At 57.7% G+C, this 21,079-nt stretch carries 18 protein-coding genes; 7 read left to right on the top strand and 11 right to left on the bottom strand.

What is annotated here, in order from left to right; all coding sequences use genetic code 11:
• Positions 1-57: 57 nt before the first annotated feature.
• Together carA and carB are read left to right on the top strand one after the other, a co-directional pair.
• On the top strand, positions 58-1,221 hold the full coding sequence (carA, locus tag ACFO6X_RS07750; protein WP_382431696.1) for a glutamine-hydrolyzing carbamoyl-phosphate synthase small subunit: 1,164 nt from the start codon (positions 58-60) through the stop codon (positions 1,219-1,221).
• Positions 1,221-4,469, top strand: coding sequence for a carbamoyl-phosphate synthase large subunit (carB, locus tag ACFO6X_RS07755; protein WP_382431698.1), 3,249 nt, complete (start codon positions 1,221-1,223; stop codon positions 4,467-4,469). Before carA ends, carB begins: the two co-directional genes overlap by 1 nt.
• A gap of 62 nt (positions 4,470-4,531) precedes the next feature.
• On the opposite strand, the gene ACFO6X_RS07760 is transcribed toward carB, so the two are convergent.
• From ACFO6X_RS07760 to ACFO6X_RS07770, 3 genes are read right to left on the bottom strand one after another with little or no spacing between them, the layout of a single operon-like run.
• On the bottom strand, positions 4,532-6,922 hold the full coding sequence (locus tag ACFO6X_RS07760; RefSeq protein ID WP_382431700.1) for a putative bifunctional diguanylate cyclase/phosphodiesterase: 2,391 nt from the start codon (positions 6,920-6,922) through the stop codon (positions 4,532-4,534).
• A gap of 4 nt (positions 6,923-6,926) precedes the next feature.
• Complete coding sequence (locus ACFO6X_RS07765) at positions 6,927-7,355, bottom strand: type 2 periplasmic-binding domain-containing protein (protein ID WP_382431702.1); 429 nt, start codon at positions 7,353-7,355, stop codon at positions 6,927-6,929.
• Between the two features lie 2 nt (positions 7,356-7,357).
• A complete protein-coding gene (locus ACFO6X_RS07770) occupies positions 7,358-8,656 on the bottom strand; it encodes a hypothetical protein (protein WP_382431704.1) in 1,299 nt (432 codons plus the stop codon).
• 199 nt (positions 8,657-8,855) lie between these two features.
• Here ACFO6X_RS07770 and greA point away from each other — a divergent pair, with 199 nt between their 5' ends.
• Positions 8,856-9,332 (top strand): transcription elongation factor GreA, encoded by a 477-nt coding sequence (gene greA / locus ACFO6X_RS07775; protein WP_382431706.1) that lies wholly within the window; start codon positions 8,856-8,858, stop codon positions 9,330-9,332.
• 22 nt (positions 9,333-9,354) lie between these two features.
• Positions 9,355-9,774 (top strand): DUF4149 domain-containing protein, encoded by a 420-nt coding sequence (locus tag ACFO6X_RS07780; RefSeq protein ID WP_382431708.1) that lies wholly within the window; start codon positions 9,355-9,357, stop codon positions 9,772-9,774.
• 8 nt (positions 9,775-9,782) lie between these two features.
• Here the strand turns inward: ACFO6X_RS07780 and ACFO6X_RS07785 are convergent, their stop codons facing one another.
• Both ACFO6X_RS07785 and ACFO6X_RS07790 read right to left on the bottom strand, forming a co-directional pair.
• Positions 9,783-10,532: a glycosyltransferase gene (locus tag ACFO6X_RS07785; protein ID WP_382431710.1), complete on the bottom strand. Its 750-nt coding sequence runs from the start codon at positions 10,530-10,532 to the stop codon at positions 9,783-9,785.
• A gap of 4 nt (positions 10,533-10,536) precedes the next feature.
• Positions 10,537-11,013, bottom strand: a complete 477-nt coding sequence (locus tag ACFO6X_RS07790; RefSeq protein WP_382431712.1) for a YhbY family RNA-binding protein — start codon at positions 11,011-11,013, stop codon at positions 10,537-10,539.
• Positions 11,014-11,385: 372 nt separating this feature from the next.
• Between ACFO6X_RS07790 and ACFO6X_RS07795 the strand changes: the two genes are divergently transcribed.
• The 3 genes from ACFO6X_RS07795 to folP all read left to right on the top strand — a co-directional run bounded on the left by ACFO6X_RS07795 (position 11,386) and on the right by folP (position 15,040).
• On the top strand, positions 11,386-12,048 hold the full coding sequence (locus ACFO6X_RS07795) for an RlmE family RNA methyltransferase (protein ID WP_382431714.1): 663 nt from the start codon (positions 11,386-11,388) through the stop codon (positions 12,046-12,048).
• 142 nt (positions 12,049-12,190) lie between these two features.
• Positions 12,191-14,134, top strand: a complete 1,944-nt coding sequence (gene ftsH / locus ACFO6X_RS07800; protein ID WP_382431716.1) for an ATP-dependent zinc metalloprotease FtsH — start codon at positions 12,191-12,193, stop codon at positions 14,132-14,134.
• A 75-nt stretch (positions 14,135-14,209) separates the two neighbouring features.
• Positions 14,210-15,040 carry a dihydropteroate synthase gene (gene folP, locus ACFO6X_RS07805; protein WP_382431718.1) on the top strand — a complete coding sequence of 277 codons (831 nt, stop codon included), beginning with the start codon at positions 14,210-14,212 and terminating at the stop codon, positions 15,038-15,040.
• A 7-nt stretch (positions 15,041-15,047) separates the two neighbouring features.
• On the opposite strand, the gene ACFO6X_RS07810 is transcribed toward folP, so the two are convergent.
• From ACFO6X_RS07810 to ACFO6X_RS07835, 6 genes are all read right to left on the bottom strand, one after another.
• On the bottom strand, positions 15,048-15,476 hold the full coding sequence (locus tag ACFO6X_RS07810; RefSeq protein ID WP_382431720.1) for a PaaI family thioesterase: 429 nt from the start codon (positions 15,474-15,476) through the stop codon (positions 15,048-15,050).
• A 66-nt stretch (positions 15,477-15,542) separates the two neighbouring features.
• A complete protein-coding gene (locus tag ACFO6X_RS07815; protein ID WP_382431722.1) occupies positions 15,543-16,892 on the bottom strand; it encodes a 3-hydroxyacyl-CoA dehydrogenase in 1,350 nt (449 codons plus the stop codon).
• A gap of 22 nt (positions 16,893-16,914) precedes the next feature.
• Complete coding sequence (locus ACFO6X_RS07820; protein WP_382431724.1) at positions 16,915-17,703, bottom strand: crotonase/enoyl-CoA hydratase family protein; 789 nt, start codon at positions 17,701-17,703, stop codon at positions 16,915-16,917.
• A gap of 39 nt (positions 17,704-17,742) precedes the next feature.
• Entirely contained in the window at positions 17,743-18,711 is a 969-nt protein-coding gene (locus ACFO6X_RS07825; protein ID WP_382431726.1) for a PDR/VanB family oxidoreductase, read from the bottom strand.
• Positions 18,712-18,731: 20 nt separating this feature from the next.
• Positions 18,732-19,709: a Bug family tripartite tricarboxylate transporter substrate binding protein gene (locus tag ACFO6X_RS07830; RefSeq protein WP_382431728.1), complete on the bottom strand. Its 978-nt coding sequence runs from the start codon at positions 19,707-19,709 to the stop codon at positions 18,732-18,734.
• 78 nt (positions 19,710-19,787) lie between these two features.
• The gene (locus ACFO6X_RS07835; RefSeq protein WP_382431730.1) at positions 19,788-21,020 is read right to left on the bottom strand and encodes a Rieske 2Fe-2S domain-containing protein; all 1,233 of its coding nucleotides are present in this window, start codon (positions 21,018-21,020) and stop codon (positions 19,788-19,790) included.
• Positions 21,021-21,079 lie beyond the last annotated feature (59 nt).

Consider the following 21,079-nt stretch of genomic DNA (forward strand, 5'->3'; position numbering starts at 1 on the left):
GACTCCATCCTGTCTCCTGCTCCGCTGGGCGTGCCCGTAACCAAACCGGAGAACCCAGTGCTATTGTCTCTACAGGGAACCTTCCCGCCCGCCATTCTGGCGCTCGCAGACGGCACGGTCTTTATCGGCAATTCGATCGGTGCCACCGGCACCACCGTTGGTGAAGTGGTGTTCAACACCTCTATCACCGGCTACCAAGAAATCCTGACAGACCCCAGCTATTGCCAGCAGATCGTGACCCTCACGTATCCGCACATTGGCAACTATGGCGTCAATGCCGAGGACATCGAAGCCGACAAAGTCCACGCCGCAGGCCTCATCATCAAAGACCTGCCTTTGCTGGCCAGCAATTTCCGCTCCACCGAAACGCTGTCGCAATACTTGGTGCGCGAAAACACGGTCGCCATTGCCAACATCGACACGCGCCAGCTCACGCGTTTGCTGCGTAGCCAAGGGGCGCAAAACGGCGCTATCGTTGGTTTGGCTGTGGGTGAAGCGGTCACACAGGCACGCATTGACGAAGCCATTGCTGCTGCCAAGGCCGCCCCCCCCATGAAGGGCTTGGATTTGGCCCAAGTAGTGACCACCACAGCCCCCTACCAGTGGGAACAAACCGAATGGAAGCTAGGCCAAGGTTACGGCCAGCAGACCGCCCCGCGCTTCCATGTGGTGGCCTACGATTTTGGCGTGAAGAAAAACATCTTGCGCATGTTGGCTGAGCGCGGTTGCAAACTCACGGTGGTGCCCGCCAAAACCCCAGCTGCCGAAGTGCTGGCGCTGAACCCTGATGGCGTATTCTTGTCCAACGGCCCCGGCGACCCACAGCCTTGCGATTACGCCATTGCTGCTGCCCAAGCCATCATTGAGTCGGGCGTGCCCACCTTTGGTATTTGCTTGGGCCACCAAATCATGGCGCTGGCCTCGGGGGCCAAAACCTTCAAGATGGACAACAGCCACCACGGCGCTAACCACCCGGTTAAAGACTTGGACAATGGCCGCGTCAGCATTACCAGCCAAAACCACGGTTTTGCGGTAGAACTGCAATCGCTGCCCGCCCATCTGCGTGCCACCCACATCAGCCTGTTTGATGGCACCTTGCAAGGCTTGGAGCGTACCGACAAGCCCGCCTTCTGCTTCCAAGGCCACCCAGAGGCTTCACCCGGCCCGAACGACATCGCCTACCTGTTTGACCGCTTCACCGCGCTGATGGAGAAGAAATAATGCCCAAGCGCACCGACCTCCAATCCATCCTCATCATTGGCGCTGGCCCGATCATCATCGGCCAAGCCTGCGAGTTTGACTATTCCGGCGTGCAAGCCTGCAAGGCCTTGCGCGAAGAAGGCTACAAGGTCATTCTGATCAACAGCAACCCTGCCACGATCATGACCGACCCGGCCACTGCCGATGTCACCTACATCGAGCCGATCACTTGGCAAACGGTCGAGAAGATCATTGCCAAAGAGCGCCCTGATGCCATCTTGCCCACCATGGGCGGCCAAACAGCACTCAACTGTGCTTTGGACTTGTGGCACCACGGCGTGCTGGAAAAATACAAGGTGGAGCTGATTGGCGCAACCCCCGAGGCCATTGACAAGGCCGAAGACCGCCTCAAGTTCAAAGATGCCATGACCAAAATTGGTCTGGGCTCGGCGCGCTCCGGCATTGCCCACAGCATGGAAGAGGCGTGGGCGGTGCAAAAGAGCGTGGGCTTCCCCACCGTGATTCGCCCCAGCTTTACGCTGGGTGGCACCGGCGGTGGCATTGCCTACAACCCCGAAGAGTTTGAGACCATCTGCAAGCGTGGTTTGGAGGCTTCGCCCACCAATGAGCTGCTGATTGAAGAATCGCTGCTGGGTTGGAAAGAGTACGAGATGGAAGTGGTGCGCGACAAGGCGGACAACTGCATCATCATCTGCTCGATCGAAAATCTCGACCCAATGGGCGTCCACACGGGCGATTCCATCACCGTAGCTCCAGCACAAACCCTGACCGACAAGGAATACCAAATTCTGCGCAACGCCAGCTTGGCGGTGCTGCGCGAGATTGGTGTGGATACCGGCGGCTCCAATGTGCAGTTCTCCATCAATCCCAAAGATGGCCGCATGGTCGTCATTGAGATGAACCCGCGTGTGTCGCGCTCCTCGGCGCTGGCCTCCAAGGCTACCGGCTTCCCAATTGCCAAGGTGGCGGCCAAGCTGGCCGTGGGCTATACGCTCGATGAGCTGAAGAACGAAATCACTGGCGGCGCGACTCCGGCCTCGTTTGAGCCGTCGATTGACTACGTAGTCACCAAGATTCCGCGTTTTGCCTTCGAAAAGTTCCCCGCTGCCGACAACCGCTTGACGACGCAAATGAAGTCGGTGGGCGAAGTGATGGCGATGGGCCGTACTTTCCAAGAATCCTTCCAAAAAGCCCTGCGTGGTTTGGAAGTGGGCGTAGACGGCATGAACGAAAAAACCCAAGACCGCGAAATCTTGGAAAAAGAACTGGGCGAACCCGGCCCCGAGCGCATTTGGTACGTGGGCGATGCCTTTGCGATGGGCTTGTCGGTGGATGAAGTCCACGACCTGACCAAAATCGACAAATGGTTCTTGGTGCAGATTGAAGAAATCGTCAAGATTGAGTTGGAACTAGACCAACTCACGGCCAGCCATGCAGATGCCGCTTTGGCCCAACTGGATGCTGCCACGCTGTTGGCACTCAAGAAGAAGGGTTTCTCGGATCGCCGTTTGGCCAAGCTGCTCAAGACCACGGAAAAAGCCGTGCGCGACCAGCGCCGCGCCCTGAAGGTGCGCCCAGTCTATAAGCGGGTTGATACCTGCGCGGCTGAATTTGCCACCAACACCGCTTATCTGTATTCGACCTACGAGCAAGAGTGCGAGGCCGAGCCTACCGATAAGAAAAAGATCATGGTGCTGGGCGGTGGGCCCAACCGTATCGGTCAAGGCATTGAGTTTGACTATTGCTGCGTCCATGCCGCTTTGGCGATGCGTGAAGATGGTTATGAAACCATCATGGTCAACTGCAACCCCGAAACCGTCTCCACCGACTACGACACCTCCGACCGCCTGTATTTTGAGCCAGTGACGCTCGAAGACGTGCTCGAAATCGTCGATAAAGAAAAGCCCGTGGGCGTGATTGTTCAGTATGGCGGTCAAACGCCACTGAAGCTGGCGCTGGGCTTGGAGGCCGAAGGCGTGCCGATCATTGGCACCACGCCCGACATGATCGACGCTGCCGAAGACCGCGAGCGCTTCCAAAAGCTGCTGCATGAACTCAACCTCAAGCAGCCACCGAATGCTACTGCCCGTACCGAGGCCGATGCGCTGGAAAAAGCCGCCGCGCTGGGTTATCCATTGGTGGTGCGCCCCAGCTACGTGCTGGGTGGCCGGGCGATGGAAATCGTGCATGAACAACGCGACCTAGAGCGTTACATGCGCGAAGCTGTCAAGGTGAGCAACGACAGCCCGGTGCTGCTCGACCGCTTCTTGAGCAACGCTATCGAGTGCGATGTGGATTGCGTGCGCGACAACACCGGCCAAGTGTTTATCGGTGGTGTGATGGAGCATATTGAGCAAGCGGGTGTCCATTCGGGCGATTCGGCCTGTTCTTTGCCCCCTTACTACCTCAAGGCAGAGACCGTTGCTGAAATCAAGCGCCAAACCGCTGCGATGGCCCAAGGGCTGAACGTGGTTGGCCTGATGAATGTGCAGTTTGCTATTCAAGAAGCCGACGGCCAAGACATCATCTATGTGTTGGAAGTGAACCCACGTGCTTCGCGCACCGTGCCGTTCGTGTCTAAAGCCACGGGCATCCAGTTGGCTAAGGTGGCGGCACGCTGCATGGCTGGACAAACGCTGGCTAGCCAAGGTATCACCAAGGAAGTGACACCACCGTACTTCAGCGTGAAAGAAGCGGTGTTCCCCTTCGTCAAGTTCCCTGGCGTGGACACCATCCTCGGCCCCGAGATGAAATCCACTGGCGAAGTCATGGGCGTGGGCAAAACCTTTGGCGAAGCCTTTGTCAAGAGCCAATTGGGGGCAGGCACGAAGCTGCCCACAGCGGGCAAAGTGTTCTTGACGGTGCGTAACAGCGACAAGCCCCGTGCCGTGGCCATTGCCCGCGAGCTGGTAGCCATGGGCTTTGCCCTGTGCGCCACCAAAGGCACTGCGGCTGCGATTGCCGAAGCGGGTGTGCCAGTGCAAACCGTGAACAAAGTGGCCGAAGGCCGCCCGCACATCGTCGATATGATCAAGAACGATGAAATCGTGATGGTGATTAACACGGTGGAAGAACGCCGCAACGCCATTGCCGATTCGCGTGCGATTCGCACCAGCTCTTTGCTGGCCCGTGTGACCACCTTTACCACTATTTTCGGTGCTGAAGCAGCGGTAGAAGGCATGAAGCACATGAACCAATTGGACGTCATCTCGGTGCAAGAGATGCACGCGCAATTGCAAGCGGCCTGATACGCTAGCGCATGGGGCTTGCATGCCCCACAAGCCCCTGCTCTGATAGGCAGGGGCTTTTTTCATGGTGAGGCGGTGTGTCTGCCCATTTCTGTATTGATGCGTTTGGCCGTGGCGACAAAATCGGCAGCGGCTACTGGGCGCGAAAACAGATACCCTTGGCCGTAGCCGCAACCCATAGCGCGCAACAGGTCGAGCTGCGCGGCTTCTTCAACCCCTTCAGCCACCACATTCAGCCCCAAACTGCCCGTCATGGTGATGATGGCGTCGACCAGAGTGTGGTCATCGTTCATGTCCATGATGAACGATTTATCCACCTTGACGGTATCCATCGGAAAACGTTTCAGATAAGACAATGAAGAATAGCCAGTGCCAAAATCATCCAGGTAAATGCGCAGACCGGCGGCGCGCAATTGTGCTATCCAGTTTTGGGCAACCGATACGTTGCTCATTAAGACGCCTTCGGTGATTTCGAGGGCGATGGCGTGGCTGGGCAGGCCGTAGCTGTTCAGGGTTTCCAAAATGGATTCTGGGGGCAGTTCTTCGGGGATTTGGCTGGCCGACACATTGACAGAGACATAAATCTCCAGTCCATCTCGACGCCAATGGGCTACTTGGCGACAAGCATCGTCAAGCACTTGGCGGCCAATTTCTCCAATCAGGCCGATACGCTCTGCCAGTGGAATGAACACCTCTGGCGAGACGGCACCCCGTTCGCTATGTTGCCAGCGCAACAGTGCTTCGGCACCAGCGAGCAAGCCGGTGTGCAAATCGACAATGGGCTGAAAGAACAATTTCAATTCTCGTTGCTCAACCGCAAGACGCAGATCATCTTCGAGGCGGCGGCGGTATTCCACCTGCTGGAGCAATTCAGGATGAAAGAACAGGTGTGGGTGGGTTTGTGCCCCATGGCGTGAAGCATGGGCACTGCCCAGTGCCAATTCAGCACAATGCAGTAGATTCTGCATATCCACTCCATCACCGGGAAACAGCGCCAGCCCTGCACTGGAGCCTATGGATATCGGTGTTGTATCGGTTTTGTAGGGCTCGCCCAACCGTGCTTGCAAGTGGCTGATCCATGCCTCGATGGCACTGCGCTCTGCCATGCCACGCAGCACAATGACAAACTCGTCGCCCCCCACCCGCGCTAGAAAAGAGTCGGGGTTGGTGGATTCACGAATGCGGTTAGCCGCCATCAAGAGGATTTGATCACCAACGCTAAACCCGAGGGCATCGTTGATTTGCCTGAACCCTGCAAGATCAATCATGGCCACCACCAACGGTGCGTCCGCAGTGACATGCATGCCCGCATGGGCTTGAAACAACCCCTCGCGGTTGGCAAAGCCCGTCAGTGGATCTGTGACGGCTAAGCGGCGCGCAGAAATCTCCTCGCGCTTGCGTGCGGTGACGTCAGTGACTGTCCCTTGCACAGTGCCATCCCCCAAGGGTAGCACTACGATATTGAGCCAGCGTTCATCACCGCGTCGGCCATGCAGCAGCAGGTCGGCGGCACACGATTCATGCTGTTGTGTGCTGTGTTCGATCAGTTGGAGCAGCTGTTGGCTTTCGGCCCAACGCGGTTCGCTCAGGTTGCGCCAAGGCTGTTTGGCAGAAGGTTGGGGCAGCCAAGTCAGCTCAATGAACGCTGGGTTGAAAGACAGCAGTTGACCATGTAGATCAGCGACAAAAATGCCAGAGGTTGAGTGATCAAACACATCTTGGTACATACGCTGGGCAATGTCTTGTTGCCAACGCAGTTCGCGCTCCTGATCGAGCGTGCTGATGAGACGCAGTTTCAGATCATTGATGTCTCCTACCAGCCGTCCCAATTCGGTTTTGTCGTGGCCTTCAGGGATGGTCAATGTTTCGCTGCTGGTGGCATCCAAGTGGTGCAAGCGGTCAGAAATCATCTTGATGGGCAGAACCACTACCCAAAAGACCATGCCTGCGGTGCCAAGGATCATGAGCCAGGTTTGGGCCGATAGCAACAGCATGGCATAGCGGGCATCGGCATCCACTTGGCTGTAGATGGCATTCCAATCGGCATCTAGGCGGATATGCCCGATGACTTCTCCTTTTTTGAACGGTGACATCAAACGGCGCTGCACGGGAGGCTGGCTGGTGTTTTGCGGCCCCGAAGACTCAGCATGGGCCAGAGGAGCAGCCGCACCGTGGATGCTGACGCGGCGCACCTCGCTGTTACGCAGCAGCCCTTGCACCACTTCACGTGCCAGCTGCTCATCATTGGCAAAGGCGGCCACACTGGCAGTGTTCTCAACCGTGTCTAGCAATTGTTCTAGGCGACGCTGTGCATCGGTATGGGCGCGAACTACCACCTGCTCTCTGAGCATCAGACTGCACAGACCGCCGATCAGTGCGCTGAGCAAGGTGACGGCGGCCAAGCTGCGAAAGACGATCCCATTCCACCAATGCACTGCGTTGCGTTCGGCCATCATGTCACTCCGGCAATTGGAAAACCACCATAACACGGGCATCGACCTTGGAACGCTCCACATAGGCCAGTGCTCCCGGAGTGCGTGCCACCAGTTGCAGGGCTTGCTCGCTGTTGTGGACTACCCGTGGTGGCCGGGTCTTGCCAGAGAAAGTCAATCTTGACCAATAAGCATTGATTTCACCCACACTTTTGTCTACCAGATGGCGGTAGAAATGTGCCCGGATGGGGGCATCCATTGCCTGATCAATGGGTTCAGCCGTCAGACCTGAGGCCAGATAGCGGTAGCGGCCTAAGTAGATGTTGACCACCTCGTCGTGCGATAGTGCTTTCAGGCCCGATTGCGGATTGGCTACCAGTACCCAATCTGCTGCCATGGCCGGCATAGCCGACAAGGCAAGCAGCAGAAGCAGTTTTTGGAGTAAGGCACGCATGGTTAAAAGACGAAATCGAGCGTCAGGCTCAAAACATCGGTACGGCCATTCCAGCCCGGTTTTTCGGCCCGGTAGGGGAAAATGGAGCGGGGCTTGCCGCGTACAGCATCCCATTGGGCTTTCAGTGCCATATTGGGCATGATGTCCCAACGGGCGCCTAGCGTGTAGGTTTTTTGGTCACTGCCTGAATCGCGCACGATGCTGTCAAATCCTTGGTTGAGTGCGATCAGAGCCCCCGTGTGGGGCAAGCCCGTGGTCAAGTTTTTGGATTTGCTTTTCCACCATGAATAGCCTACATAGGGCGTGACAGCCCCCAGGCGGTAGGCGCTCATGAGGTAGCCCGCCCTGGAGTTTTCGAAGGCGCCTGTTTGGTGGTGGATCGTATTGACCATGCCTTGGATCTGTAGTGGCCCATCGTCATACACCATGCCCACGGTCATGAACTGGCTGGTGGTACCTCCTACGGCCAGTGCCTGGGCGGCCTCAATGGCTTGTGGAATGCCCAGTGCCGTGCCCGCTGCACGCAGGCTGTGGGGCAAAGGGTCGAAGGGCATGTCCCGAGACAGGCGGACTTGGGCCGTGCTGGCGCGCACCTGCCAAGGGCCGTTGAAATAATCGAATACCAGACCCTTCAGGGTGGAGTCGCTGGCATCCCAGACGATGCCGCCAGCCGAGCCTTTTTCTTTGCTTCGACCTGCATAGGCTTTGGTGCGCAGCAAACCGCCTGCCACAGGCAAGGTGGCACTGGCATCGACGCCATCGAAGTAGGAAAAAAGCAGAGGGCCAAAATAATCCACCGAAGGCCGCACGGGCAAATACGAATAACCCACCAGCCGTGAATCGGCACCGATCAAAAAATCAGCACCCAGTCGTCCGGCCCGCAGTTCAAGGCGACCATCGATGTCCCATTTGGCAAACCCCCACATCACTTCTAACGCACGGCTGCCATCGTACTGATAACGACTGACCACCTGTCCTACCAGTTCCAGCTCCTGTGTGGCTTGCCAATTGGCTTGTAACCCGATGACTGAATCAATGCGGCCCGACCAATGGTTGGCAATTCCACGCGGTTGTGACAGGTCACGCACAAACTCTGCCTGATCGGAAGACGAGCGCGCAAGACCCAACGTACCGAATCCACGCAGGGTGAGTGCCGACTCGGCCACTGTGTCTGGCAGCTCTTTGGGCCGTTCTGTGGCCCCAGCCGACGTGTGGAGGCCTAAGACAACGGTGCAGGCCAGGAGGGACAGATGCCATGGCCACCACTGGCGTGGGAGCCTGTGCAACGGATGCGTGGTCATAATTGAGGAGCCTCCTTGAACGGGATAATATGCACCAGATTACTGACACTTTTGGCTTTGGGCTGAGGTTGGCGCAGTGTTTGGCATCCAACAGCGCCTTTTTCGTGGAGCGTTGAGAGTGCCCTAAAAGCCTTGAGGCATAATTACCTCTACACCGCCGACCGGGAACGATCGGCGGTTTGCTTTTGGAGAACACACAATGGCTACCATTCCCATCACCAAGCGCGGTGCCGAGTTGCTCAAGACAGAGCTACACCGCCTCAAGACTGTTGATCGTCCAGCCGTGATCGCTGCGATTGCTGAAGCCCGCGCGCAGGGCGATTTGAGCGAAAACGCCGAATACGAAGCTGCCAAAGATCGCCAAGGCTTTATCGAGGGCCGAATCCAAGAGGTAGAGGGCAAACTGTCTGCCGCACAGGTGATTGATCCTTCTGCGCTGGATGCCGGAGGGCGGGTCGTGTTTGGTGCTACCGTTGATCTTGAAGATGAAGACAGTGGCGACGCCGTGACCTATCAGATCGTTGGTGAAGATGAGGCCGACCTGAAACAGGGTTTGATCAACATCAGCAGCCCGATTGCCCGCGCCTTGATCGGCAAAGAAGAGGGTGACACTGCCGAGGTGCAGGCTCCTGGTGGTTTGCGCCGTTATGAAGTGGTAGGCGTGCGCTATCTTTGAGCGCACCACTTATTGGTTGACGATGCAAGAACGCCTGCCGGTGCTGGTGGCTGCCCTGTGGTGGGGCAGTTTGGGTGCTATCGGATTCATGGCAGTGCCCCTGTTGTTTGCCCACTTACCTAGTCCTGCAATGGCAGGCCACATGGCTGCACGCTTGTTTGCCGCCCAAACTTGGGTGTCTGTGGCCTGCTGTGTCGTTTTATTGCTGTTGTCCAGACCCAGAGGCAGCGAGGCCTTGGAGCCGTGGGCGCACAAGGCTATGGCCTTTGTGCTGGGCGGGATGTTGTTGGCACTGCTGGTGCAGTTTGGTGTGGCGCCGCGCATTGTGGCCCGCCAAGACCTGCGCCTATGGCACAGCGTGGGCACCGTGATGTACGTGGCCCAATGGCTGTGCGCTGCTGTGGTGCTGTGGCGTGCTGCTGCGTCTGTACGGCGGCGCTAAAGGGTGGCCTATTCGCGCCAGTGCTCGCCTACCCAAGTGGCCGGTTGGATAAAGCGCAAACGCCGGTTGCGTCTGCCTGCCAAAGCATCGGGTGGGTTGCATTCGCCATGAAAGATCACGATACGCGCGCCTGCAGGCACAAAGGGTGCTTTCCAGTAGTTGGTGGGCCAGCGCGGAATACCGTGGTATTTGAAGCTGGGGCACCAAGCTTTAGGCCAATAGGCCAGCTTGCCCTGCCGGTGCAGAAAGTCCGACAGATAGGCTTGCTCATTGCGAAATTGCTTGCGAATGCTGTCAAAGTGACCGCGAAAGTATTCCAGCACATCGGGATGCGCACCCAGCTCAAAGCGATACACCGACGAGTTGCCCGTGATGCGCCAAGGCCGTTTGTAGTCGTGGATGATGAGAAACTCGCCCGGTTGCGTGAAGAAATCGTCTAACGCTCCCGTGATGACCACATCCACATCCAAAAACAGTGCCGTACCGCGCAAGCCGTGTAGATCGGCGCTGAAGGTGGCCAATTTAGTCCAGCCACGCTCAGGAATGCCTGCGGGCAAGTCTAATGGTGGGATGGGCAAGCACTGCACTTCTGGGCGTATGCCAGCAGAGTTGTCTGTCAGGCAGACGAAGTGGAAGTCGCCGCGCAAATGGCGACGCACCATCGCGTACAGGCGGTTGACGTATTCTGGCCCGTACTTGGTACCCCACTTCATGCACAAAATATGGCGCTGCGGCGCCTGGGCTGCGACAGCACACATGGGATCAATCGGCCTGGCGTTTTTTGACCGAAGTGGGCTTGCGTTTTTTGGCCCGCTTGATTTGGCCCCCAGGCGTCAGGCGCTGGTTACCCAATACCCGCAAGGTTTTGATTTCGGGGCGCTGGCCGCCACGCTTGCTGTATTTGAGCACCCGCACATCTTTGGGGCCAGGCATCCGGTCTTCGTCAATGGCACGTTCCTTTTCAGGCATGGGGCGCCACAGTACCAGCAACTTGCCAATGTGCTGGATGGGCGCAGCATCAAGTTCGGCCGCCAGCTCTTGGTACATCAGCTCGCGTGCGGCACGGTCATCGTTGAAGACGCGAATTTTGATCAGGCCATGTGCGTTGAGGGCAGCATCTACCTCTTTGCGTACGCCAGGGGTGAGGCCATCACTACCGATCAGGACGACCGGATTCAGATGGTGGGCTTGGGCACGTTGTTCTCGGCGCTCGGCCGGAGTGAGTTCAATTTGGGGCATGGGCCGTATTATCGAGGCAGGACAGGAAAAGCTCGACATCCCCTCTGCTCTAAAGGACGGAAATTCCCTCTACAGGCGTGCGACGCCCCGCATGGGCGCTTGATTTGCTCAGAATATTTTTGGCGGTATTCACATCCCGATCATGCCCACCATCACCCCCCGAACAAACCCAGGGTCTTCTTGGGCGGAGCAGGGGCCATTCGTGATAGTGCCCTTGGGCAGGGGGTGCGAGTTGAACACCCAAAAGGTATGGCCTTTGCGCCCCAAGTCGCACGCGTATTCTTTCCGTATTGTTAACCCACAGTGCAGCCGATAGGCGGCTGCGCTCCTTTCCCTCCTTGGCATGTATGCCGGGGCTTCTCGGAGCATTTCATGAAGATCAAAACACAAAGCAAGAAGGTGAACAAGGCTTGGCTGAACGACCATGTTAACGACACCTACGTCAAATTGGCGCAAAAGGAGGGCTATCGTGCCCGCGCTGCTTACAAGCTCAAGGAGATTGATGAGCTGTTTGGTCTGATTCGCCCCGGCCAGGTGGTGGTGGACTTGGGCAGCACGCCGGGGGCTTGGAGCCAGTATGTGCGGCGGCGGCTGTCGCCGGGTGGGGCTGCCAGTGGCACGTTGGATGGAGCCATCATTGCACTGGATATTTTGCCCATGGAGCCGATCGAGGGCGTCAGTTACATCAACGGTGATTTTCGTGAGCCTGAGGTGCTGGCCCAATTAGAAGCCGCAGTGCAAGGCCGGGCCGTCAATGTGGTGGTGTCGGACATGGCGCCTAATTTGTCTGGCATTGGTGCTACCGATGCTGCGCGGATTGAGCATTTGGTAGAGCTGGCGGTGGATTTTGCCCGCCAGCATCTGCACCCCGAAGGGGCATTGGTGGCCAAATTGTTTCATGGGGGAGCCTATACGCCATTGGTGCAGTTGTTTAAGGACACGTTCCGCATCGTCAAGCCGGTCAAGCCCAAGGCGTCACGGGATAAATCGTCAGAAACCTTTCTGGTTGGAATTGGTCTTAAGAACCAAGGCTGAAACCCCTGAAACGGGTGGTGCAGACTAAATCCATGTCTGCACTATGGCAGTCTGGGGCTATTGCTGTTCCACCTTGCCTTGAAAAGCCTAAAATCCCGCCTTATCTTCTCTATCGCTCTTCGCACTCTCTCTGGAGTCCCGCTTGAATAATCAGTGGTTTTCAAAAGTCGCCGTTTGGCTGGTCATTGCCATGGTGCTGTTCACCGTATTCAAACAGTTTGACACGCGCGTGGGCGTGGCTGCTGGCTATATCGGATACTCGGAGTTTCTAGACGAAGTGCGCAACAGCCGCATCAAGAGTGCCACCATTCAGGAAGGGCAAGGCGGCACTGAGATTGTGGCTGTCACCAATGATGAACGCCGCATTCGCACCACGGCCACTTATCTAGACCGGGGTTTGGTGGGCGACCTGATTGCCAACAACGTGAAGTTTGATGTGAAGCCGCGCGAAGAGGGCTCGCTGTTGATGACGCTGTTGGTCAGTTGGGGGCCTATGCTGTTGTTGATTGGTGTTTGGATTTACTTCATGCGCCAAATGCAGGGTGGCGGCAAGGGCGGTGCTTTTAGCTTTGGCAAGAGCAAGGCCCGTATGTTGGATGAGAACAACAACAGCGTCACTTTTGCGGATGTGGCCGGTTGTGACGAGGCCAAAGAGGAAGTCAAAGAAGTCGTGGATTTTTTGAAAGATCCACAAAAGTTCCAGAAGTTGGGGGGGCGCATTCCGCGTGGTTTGCTGCTGGTAGGCCCACCCGGTACGGGCAAGACGCTGTTGGCCAAATCCATTGCGGGTGAAGCCAAGGTGCCGTTCTTCAGCATTTCGGGTTCGGACTTCGTTGAAATGTTTGTGGGTGTGGGTGCCGCCCGTGTGCGTGACATGTTTGAGAACGCCAAAAAGAACGCCCCCTGCATCATCTTCATTGACGAAATCGATGCTGTGGGCCGCCAGCGTGGTGCCGGTTTGGGCGGTGGCAACGACGAGCGGGAACAAACCCTCAACCAGATGCTGGTCGAGATGGACGGTTTTGAAACCAATTTGGGTGTGATTGTGGTGGCCGCCACCAACCGCCCCGATATTTTGGATGCCGCACTGTTGCGTCCGGGCCGTTTTGACCGTCAGGTGTATGTGACGCTGCCTGATATTCGGGGCCGTGAGCAAATCCTGAACGTACACATGCGCAAAATTCCGGTAGGCCAAGATGTGAACCCCGGTGTGATTGCACGCGGCACGCCGGGTATGTCGGGCGCTGATTTGGCTAACCTGTGTAACGAGGCGGCCTTGATGGCAGCGCGCCGCAATGCCCGCACCGTAGAAATGCAGGATTTTGAAAAAGCCAAAGACAAAATCCTGATGGGCCCAGAGCGCAAGAGCATGGTTATGCCCGAAGAGGAGCGCCGCAACACGGCCTACCACGAAGCGGGCCACGCGCTCATTGGCAAACTGCTGCCCAAGTGTGACCCAGTGCATAAAGTGACCATCATTCCGCGTGGCCGTGCTTTGGGTGTAACCATGAGCCTGCCCGCACAAGACCGCTATAGCTATGACAAAGACTACATGCTCAACCAAATTAGCATGTTGTTTGGTGGCCGCATTGCCGAAGAAGTGTTCATGCACCAAATGACCACTGGGGCCAGCAACGACTTTGAACGGGCTACCCACATTGCCCGTGATATGGTGATGCGTTATGGCATGACGGAGGCGCTTGGCCCTATGGTCTACGCTGAAAACGAGGGCGAGGTGTTTTTGGGCCGCTCGGTCACCAAAACCACCAACATCAGCGAAGAGACCATGCAAAAGGTGGATGCAGAGGTGCGCCGCATCATTGATGAGCAGTACTCGCTGGCCCGGCGCTTGATTGAAGAGCACAGCGACAAAATGCACGCGATGGCTAAAGCGTTGCTGGAATGGGAAACCATTGATACCGAGCAACTCGATGACATCATGGCGGGCAAGCCGCCCCGTCCGCCCAAAGACTGGACGCCTCGCAACACCCCTTCATCTTCTGGTGGAGACAGTGGTAGTGGTGGGGTGCCCGCCGTTACGGCAGACACAGCCACCGCTGGGCCAACGGCTTCTACCGTGGTGTAAGGCAACACCTTTTCTTTTGCATACGGGGCCGAGTGCCCCGTTTTTTATGGGCGCTGTGATGGCGTCTGAACAAGTATGTTTTGGCACACTACCCGCTTTCATATCGACCTCACAACGCCCCAAATCATGGGGATTGTTAACGTCACCCCCGATTCTTTTTCAGACGGTGGTCAGCACGCCAACAGCGTAGCAGCGTTGCGCCACGCCGAGCAGTTGCTGCACGACGGTGCCCATATTTTGGATATTGGCGGTGAATCTACCCGGCCCGGTAGCCCTGCCGTACCTTTGGCGCAGGAGCTAGAGCGCGTCTTGCCTGTGGTGCGTGAAGCTGTGCGTTTGGGTGTGCCAGTATCGGTAGATACCTACAAGCCCGAGGTCATGCAGGCTGTGCTGGATTTGGGCGCAGACATCATCAACGATATTTGGGCTTTGCGCCAGCCGGGGGCCGCACCAGTGGTGGCGCAGCACCCTGGTTGTGGGGTTTGCCTGATGCACATGCACCGTGACCCACAAACCATGCAGGCAGCCCCGATGGTGGGCGATGCTGTGGGGGAAGTGGTTACCTTTTTGGCACAGAGCGCCCAAAACCTGCAAACCTTGGGTGTAGAGCCGCAGCGGATTGTGCTGGACTATGGCATTGGTTTTGGCAAGACGGTAGAGCAGAACTTTGCCCTGCTGGCCCGTCAAGGCGCCTTGTTGGCGCTGGGTTATCCGGTGCTGGCTGGGTGGTCACGCAAGTCGTCGATTGGGGCGGTGACTGGGCTGGATATAGGCCAGCGTTTGGTGCCCAGTGTGGCAGCCGCTTTGTTGGCTGTGGAGCGTGGAGCGCGTATTGTGCGGGTGCATGATGTGCGTGAAACCACCCAGGCATTGCAAGTCTGGCAGGCTTCACAAATTGGTTGTTGACCGCTGTTCAGGTGCTGCTAGGCCGACGCACCATACAGACGGCGGTGGCACTCGCCACCAGTGTGTCGCCTTGCCAGAGTTCGCCACATACATTGCAGATATTTTTACCTTGGCGCTCAAAACGGGCTTTGCCGATCACTGGGCCGGCCTTGGCAGAGGATAGAAATGATGTGTTCAGACTCAGTGTGGCGCAAAAGGTGCCTGGTTCCAGTGTGGCAGTGACCAAGACGGCGGTTACATCGTCCAACATGGCACTGAGCATGCCGCCCTGCACTTGCCGCGCAGGATTCAGAAACTGTTCTGTGGCTTGGTAGTGAACCACAATGGTGCCTGCCGCTAAGTCCAGAGCTTGGATTTGCTGGTCTAGTAGGTGGGTGACGGGGGTTTGGCTCAACAGGGCTTGCAGGCTGGCAGGAATGGAGGCAGTGGTGCTCATGGCGGGCTGTACAGATTCAAAAAAATACTACGCTCTGGGGCGTGGCAGGATCAGGCGGTAGGCGTGTCAGGCCTTGGCCTGCCAATCGGCAAATTTCTTGCCCTCACGCACCAGTTGCTGCAACAAAGGGGCTGGCTGCCACCAATAACCATCTTGGGCATAAAAGCGTTCAATGTCTGCCAGAACCTGCTCCAGTCCGATACGGTCAGCCAAGTACATGGGGCCTCCGTGGTGGGCTGGAAAACCATAGCCGGTCAAGTAGGTGATGTCGATGTCACTGGGGCGCAGTGCAATACCCTGCTCTAGCAGTTTGGCCCCTTCGTTGACCATGCCATAAAGGCAGCGTTTGAGAATTTCTTGCTCGTCCAGTGGTTGACGCTGGATTCCCATCCGGACGGACTCTTCGGCAATGTATTGTTCGAGTTCGGGGTCTCGTTGTGGCGTGCGATCACCGGGAGCGTATTGATACCAGCCTTTGCCGGTTTTTTGCCCCAGACGGCCCAGATCGCACAGTTTCATGATCAGGTCGTTCCAGCGTCGGTCTTGGGGGCGGGAGGCCATCTGGGCTTTGCGGGTTTGGTAGCCTACATCGTTGCCCGCCATGTCGTGTACGGCAAAAATGCCCATGGCATAGCCAAATTTCTTCAGCGCCGCATCCACTTCATGGGGCAGGGCACCATCTTCTACCGCGAAGTGGGCTTCTCGGGTGTATTGACGAAACAGTGCATTGCCAATAAAGCCAGGATAGATCCGTGCCAGCACTGCAATTTTGCCCATGCGCCGACCCAAGTCCATCAGGGTGGCAATCACATCGGGGGCCGTTTGGCTAGCCCGCACAACTTCCAACAGCTTCATCACATGGGCTGGGCTGAAAAAATGTGCGCCCACCACGTCTTGGGGGCGGTGGGTTGCCGCGGCGATCTCATCGACGTCCAGCCCAGAAGTGTTGGTCGCCAAGATAGCGCCGGGTTTGCAGTGCTCGTCCAACTGACGAAAGATGCTTTGCTTGAGCCCCATGTCTTCAAACACGGCCTCAATCACCATGTCGGCATCTTGCACATCGGCCATTTGTATAGAGCCGTGGATGAGCGACAGACGTTGCTCCATGTCTTGTGGGCGCAGTTTGCCCCGTTGCACGCTGGTGGTGTAATTGTCTTGGATGCGGCGCAGGCCACGTTCTAGCCCTTCTTGGTTGGCATCGATCAGGGTGACTGCAATACCTATGTTGGCCAGCGACATAGCAATGCCGCCGCCCATAGTGCCTGCACCAATCACGGCCACTTTGTGAAGGGGCCGCAGCGTGGTGTGGGCCGGAATATCTGGGATGACGGCTGCTTGGGCTGCAGCCCATTGGGCATGGGCCAGTGCGCGTTCGCGTTCGGCATCACTGACGGTAAAGAAATCTACGGTATTCATCATGTCTCCTGCGGCTGGGTTCTCAGGCTGGGTGGCGCTGTAGTTTTTCGGCCTTGCCGTCAACAAAATCGCGCAGGCGAGCTTCGGCTTCTGGTGGGCGGGCCCGGGCCGAATTCAGTTGTTCAACAAACAGCCCGTCATCGTGGGACATGTCGTGAATGCGTGGCAGCACGTTGATGATCATCCAGTTGGTTTCTAGGCTGTTTTTGGCGATGCGGGCAGCCAGTTCTCGGGCTTTGTTCAAGGCTTCACCTGTGGGCACGAGATAGCGCACCACATGCTCTTGTAAGGATTCGGCGGCATTGAGCAGCCTGCCGGTGAGCATCATGTCTGTCATGACGGTGGTGCCGACCACCCGCTGGATACGCACAGTGCCGCCACCGCCGACAAAGATGCCGCGCTGCCCTTCGGGCAGGCCGCAGAGCAGGGATTCGTCACCCACCCGCACATGGGCTGCAGTAGCCAGTTCCAGCCCACCACCCACCACCGCACCATGCAAGGCTGCCACAAAGGGAATGGGGCCACGCGCAATCAGGTCAAAGACTTCATGCCAGTTGTGGCGGCGGCGCTTGCGTGGCGGCTTGATCTGACCCGTAGCCCGTGCCAGGGCTTCGGCCAGATCCAGTCCAGCGCAGAAGTTGCTGCCATGACCAAACAGCACGGCCACATCGGCTTCTTCGTGGGCGCGCAGCACGGCGCTGCGCAAGTCATCGATCAGGGGGTCATTGATCGCGTTGCGTTTGTCGGGGCGGTTGAGTCCGATCAAGGCCACAGGGCCGTCGAGTTGGTAGGTAATCAGTGATTCGTTCATGGGGTAGTCTCCAAAGTTGGTTATGGCCTGTGCCGGTGGTTACAAGTCCAGCACCAATCGCTCACTCTTGGCACCCGAGCAGCAGACCATCATGCGGTCGTTGGCTGCTTTTTCGGCTGGGCTCAAAACCAGATCTCGGTGGTCGGGGGTGCCGCACAGCACTTTGACTTCGCAGGTGCCACAGAGGCCTTCTCGGCATGAGTAGGGCGGCTCGGCACCAATGGCTATCAGGCCATCGAGGAGCGTTTGACCCGCCTCTATCTGAAGGGTTTTGCTGCTGCGCTGGAGTTCTACGGTGTAGCCGCCGCTCTCAGTGGCACCAGCCTCTGGGGCCGCGAAGTACTCCATGTGCACACGGTGGGGTTCGAGGCTGGCGGTGGCCTTGGTGTAGGCATCCAGCATGGCCACGGGGCCACAGCAATAGAGATGGGCACCGGGGGGCAACGAGGCTGCGATAGTGGCTAAATCCAGCAGCTTGCCCCCTGGTGCATGGTCAAAATTGAGCAACAATTCGGCACCGGGCTGGTGCTGGTAGCTTTCTAGCAAACCAACAAAGGCTGCATGCTGGCGGGTGCGGGCGCTGTAGTAGAGCTTCCAAGGGGTGCCCAAGGTGTGGCAGCGTGCCACCATGCTCAGCATGGGCGTGATGCCTATGCCTCCAGCAATGAACACATTGCAGGGGCTGGTTTCGTCCAGCGGGAAATGGTTGCGGGGGTGGCTGATCTGAAGGACGCTGCCAGTGCGCAATTCGTCGTGCAGATAGCGTGATCCACCCCGGCTATGGGCATCTCGGTTGACGGCAATCACATAACGGTGGCGTTCTTGTGGATCGTTCAATAACGAGTAACTGCGCACCAGTCCATTGCCCAAGTGCAGGTCGATATGGGCACCTGCGGTAAAGGCAGGCAGATTGGTGGCCGGGGGCAGCGGGCACAGCTCAAAAGACAGGATGCCTTCGGCTTCGAAGGTGGTGGCCCGCACACGGACTTGAAGAAGGGGAGTGCTCATCGCATCGTTCCTGTCGCTGCTCAGTCGGGTTGAAAGCCAGAAGCCTTGATGATGGGTGCCCAGGTGGCCAGTTCGTGGCGTTGTAAACGGGCCATTTCTTCGGCATTGCGGTAATGCGGTACTACCGACAGACGCTCCATCAGATATTCTTTGACTTGCGGTTGCGCCAGCACCTTTTGCAGTGCTTGTTGCATACGGGCAATTTCTGCCACGGGGGTTTTGGCGGGTGCCCACATGGCTGTCCAGGCATCGCCAGAAGATACTTTGTAGCCCTGTTCGGCAAAGGTGGGGATGTCGGGCACCAGTTCTGACCGCTGGTCACTGAAAATGCCAATAACCTTGAGCTTGCCGCTTTTGCGGTGTTTGATGAGCTCGTCCATCAGCGAAATGCCCGCAGGTACATGACCGCCAATCAGGTCGGTGATCATGGGCGGTGTGCCTTTGTAGGGGGTCATGGGCAGTTCAATGCCTGCCACTTTGGCAAATTGCACACCCAGAAAATGGTTTTGTCCCCCAGTGCCAGGGGTGCCAAAACTGGCCTTGTGTGGATGGGCACGAACCCATTGCACAAACTCTTGTACGTTGTGGATGCCAAGCTCCGCATTGACGGCCATGCCCAGGGGGTAAGAGGTCAGTCCTGCCACGGGGGCAAAGTCGCGCCAAATATCCCATTTGGTCTGTTTGCCAAACACCAAGGTCTGGAAGGTTGGGGTGGCGTTGGGGGCGATCATCCAGGTCAGGCCATCGGGGGCAGCCGTCATCAAGGCATCGCCTGCCAGACGGCCCCCAACCCCAATCCGGTTGTCAATAATGACGGGCCGCCCCAGAGGCTCGCGCAGCCGTTCTGCAATGTAGCGGGCAATGGCATCGGTGCCACCGCCGGGGGGCAGGCCCACCAAGATGCGAATCGGGGGCTTGTCTCCACCCTGGGCATGCAGGGCAGAGCCAATCAGTGCCAAGGCCGAAGCCGTCAGCCAGGTTCTGCGGCTCAGTGTCATTGCGCAGTCTCCATTGTTGTGCTGTGTTGTTCCTGGGGGGCGGGCAGGTGTTGCGCACCGACCGCCCTGGGCGCGGGGTTAGTCCACCAGTTGATGCCAATCGGCATCGGCAGGTAGCACACCACCCACCGAGCGGATTTGGCGGTAATTCAGATCTGGGTGGTGGGCCAGTGTGGGGGCCTTGCCTTCTGCAAACTCACGCGCGGCCTTGATGAGCAATTGGCGTACACGGATGACGGCACCATCGGCAGAGCACAGTTGTTCGTCGCTGCGGTCGTACACCGGCCCTTGGCTGATGAACATGGCAAAGTCTTCGGTGCCCAAGTGCTGGGGAAAGCCAGAAAAGTGGCCGCGTTTCATGATGTCGCGGTTTTGGCCCCAGTTGTCTTTGGCCTCGCCCGGTGGCAGTGGTGGGAAGTTCCAGACATCGGGCGAGGCCGACATGATGGTCATGCCCAATGGACGCTGGGGGTTGTAGTGAACAAACCAAGCCCGATGGTGGGTATCGTCCACGGGGGTGGAGAAGAACACGGTGGTAGGGCCGTTGGCATCGGGTGGACAGATGATGCCGTACCAAGGCATGACGAAGTTGTTGACGCGGGCATACACATTGCCATCGGGCAGTGGACGCAGTGCAGCGTAGCGGTAGCCGTAGGGGCGATCTTCAAAGTCGAGCTTGGGCGCGCGTGCTTTGTTCATGTTTTGGCGCTCGTTGCCGGGGCCAGCGGTGAGCTGTGTGGTCGATTCGTGCAAGAAACTCACATGCGAGGAGTCCATGGATGCCTCAACGCCTTGCACCCAATTGGTGGGGATTTCGACACTGGTGACCGAGCGTTGCTGTTGGGGCAAATCCATGAATGGCAGATCAGGAAAGGGGGGGGGCGTCTCGCCCTTGCCCAGCCAAACCCAGACAATCCCGCCACGGTCTACGGTGATGTAACGGTTGACACGCACATGGTTACAGAACTGCTCTTGGTTGCCGGTGTGGTTGGGGGCTTCTACCACCTCCCCTTTGACGTTGAACTTCCAGCCGTGGTAGATGCAGCGCAAGCCGTTGTCTTCGTTGCGCGCCAGCGCCAGGGATGCCTTGCGGTGCGAGCACTGTTCATCCAGCACACCCACTTCGCCATTGGTCGCACGAAAAGCGACGAGGTTGGTGCCTAGCAGGCGCACCCGCACCGGGGCGCCATCGGCCTCCAGCTTGACGGAGGGCACGGCGGGCAACCAGTAGTGTTGGCGAATCATCTCGCCCATGGGGGCGCCGTTTTCGACGCGGGTTAGCAGGTCGTTGTCTTCTTTGCTCAGTGGCATGTATGTCTCCTTGTGGGAAAGGTGGCGCAAACCCGCGCCGGGGGATGGACGCTGGCGGG

This window comes from Giesbergeria sinuosa (assembly GCF_042652905.1).
GTDB classification, from domain to species: Bacteria; Pseudomonadota; Gammaproteobacteria; order Burkholderiales; family Burkholderiaceae_C; genus Simplicispira; species Simplicispira sinuosa.

Coding starts and splice junctions, on each gene's coding strand:
- ACFO6X_RS07830 (WP_382431728.1), bottom strand. CDS start 19,709: ATGACACTGAGCCGCAGAACCTGGCTGACGGCTTCGGCCTTGGCACTG.
- ACFO6X_RS07765 (WP_382431702.1), bottom strand. CDS start 7,355: ATGCGTGCCTTACTCCAAAAACTGCTTCTGCTGCTTGCCTTGTCGGCT.
- ACFO6X_RS07820 (WP_382431724.1), bottom strand. CDS start 17,703: ATGAACGAATCACTGATTACCTACCAACTCGACGGCCCTGTGGCCTTG.
- ACFO6X_RS07815 (WP_382431722.1), bottom strand. CDS start 16,892: ATGAATACCGTAGATTTCTTTACCGTCAGTGATGCCGAACGCGAACGC.
- ACFO6X_RS07785 (WP_382431710.1), bottom strand. CDS start 10,532: ATGTGTGCTGTCGCAGCCCAGGCGCCGCAGCGCCATATTTTGTGCATG.
- ACFO6X_RS07795 (WP_382431714.1), top strand. CDS start 11,386: ATGAAGATCAAAACACAAAGCAAGAAGGTGAACAAGGCTTGGCTGAAC.
- carB (WP_382431698.1), top strand. CDS start 1,221: ATGCCCAAGCGCACCGACCTCCAATCCATCCTCATCATTGGCGCTGGC.
- ACFO6X_RS07760 (WP_382431700.1), bottom strand. CDS start 6,922: ATGGCCGAACGCAACGCAGTGCATTGGTGGAATGGGATCGTCTTTCGC.
- ACFO6X_RS07825 (WP_382431726.1), bottom strand. CDS start 18,711: ATGAGCACTCCCCTTCTTCAAGTCCGTGTGCGGGCCACCACCTTCGAA.
- ACFO6X_RS07790 (WP_382431712.1), bottom strand. CDS start 11,013: ATGCCCCAAATTGAACTCACTCCGGCCGAGCGCCGAGAACAACGTGCC.
- ACFO6X_RS07835 (WP_382431730.1), bottom strand. CDS start 21,020: ATGCCACTGAGCAAAGAAGACAACGACCTGCTAACCCGCGTCGAAAAC.
- ACFO6X_RS07770 (WP_382431704.1), bottom strand. CDS start 8,656: ATGACCACGCATCCGTTGCACAGGCTCCCACGCCAGTGGTGGCCATGG.
- ACFO6X_RS07780 (WP_382431708.1), top strand. CDS start 9,355: ATGCAAGAACGCCTGCCGGTGCTGGTGGCTGCCCTGTGGTGGGGCAGT.
- greA (WP_382431706.1), top strand. CDS start 8,856: ATGGCTACCATTCCCATCACCAAGCGCGGTGCCGAGTTGCTCAAGACA.
- ACFO6X_RS07810 (WP_382431720.1), bottom strand. CDS start 15,476: ATGAGCACCACTGCCTCCATTCCTGCCAGCCTGCAAGCCCTGTTGAGC.
- folP (WP_382431718.1), top strand. CDS start 14,210: ATGTTTTGGCACACTACCCGCTTTCATATCGACCTCACAACGCCCCAA.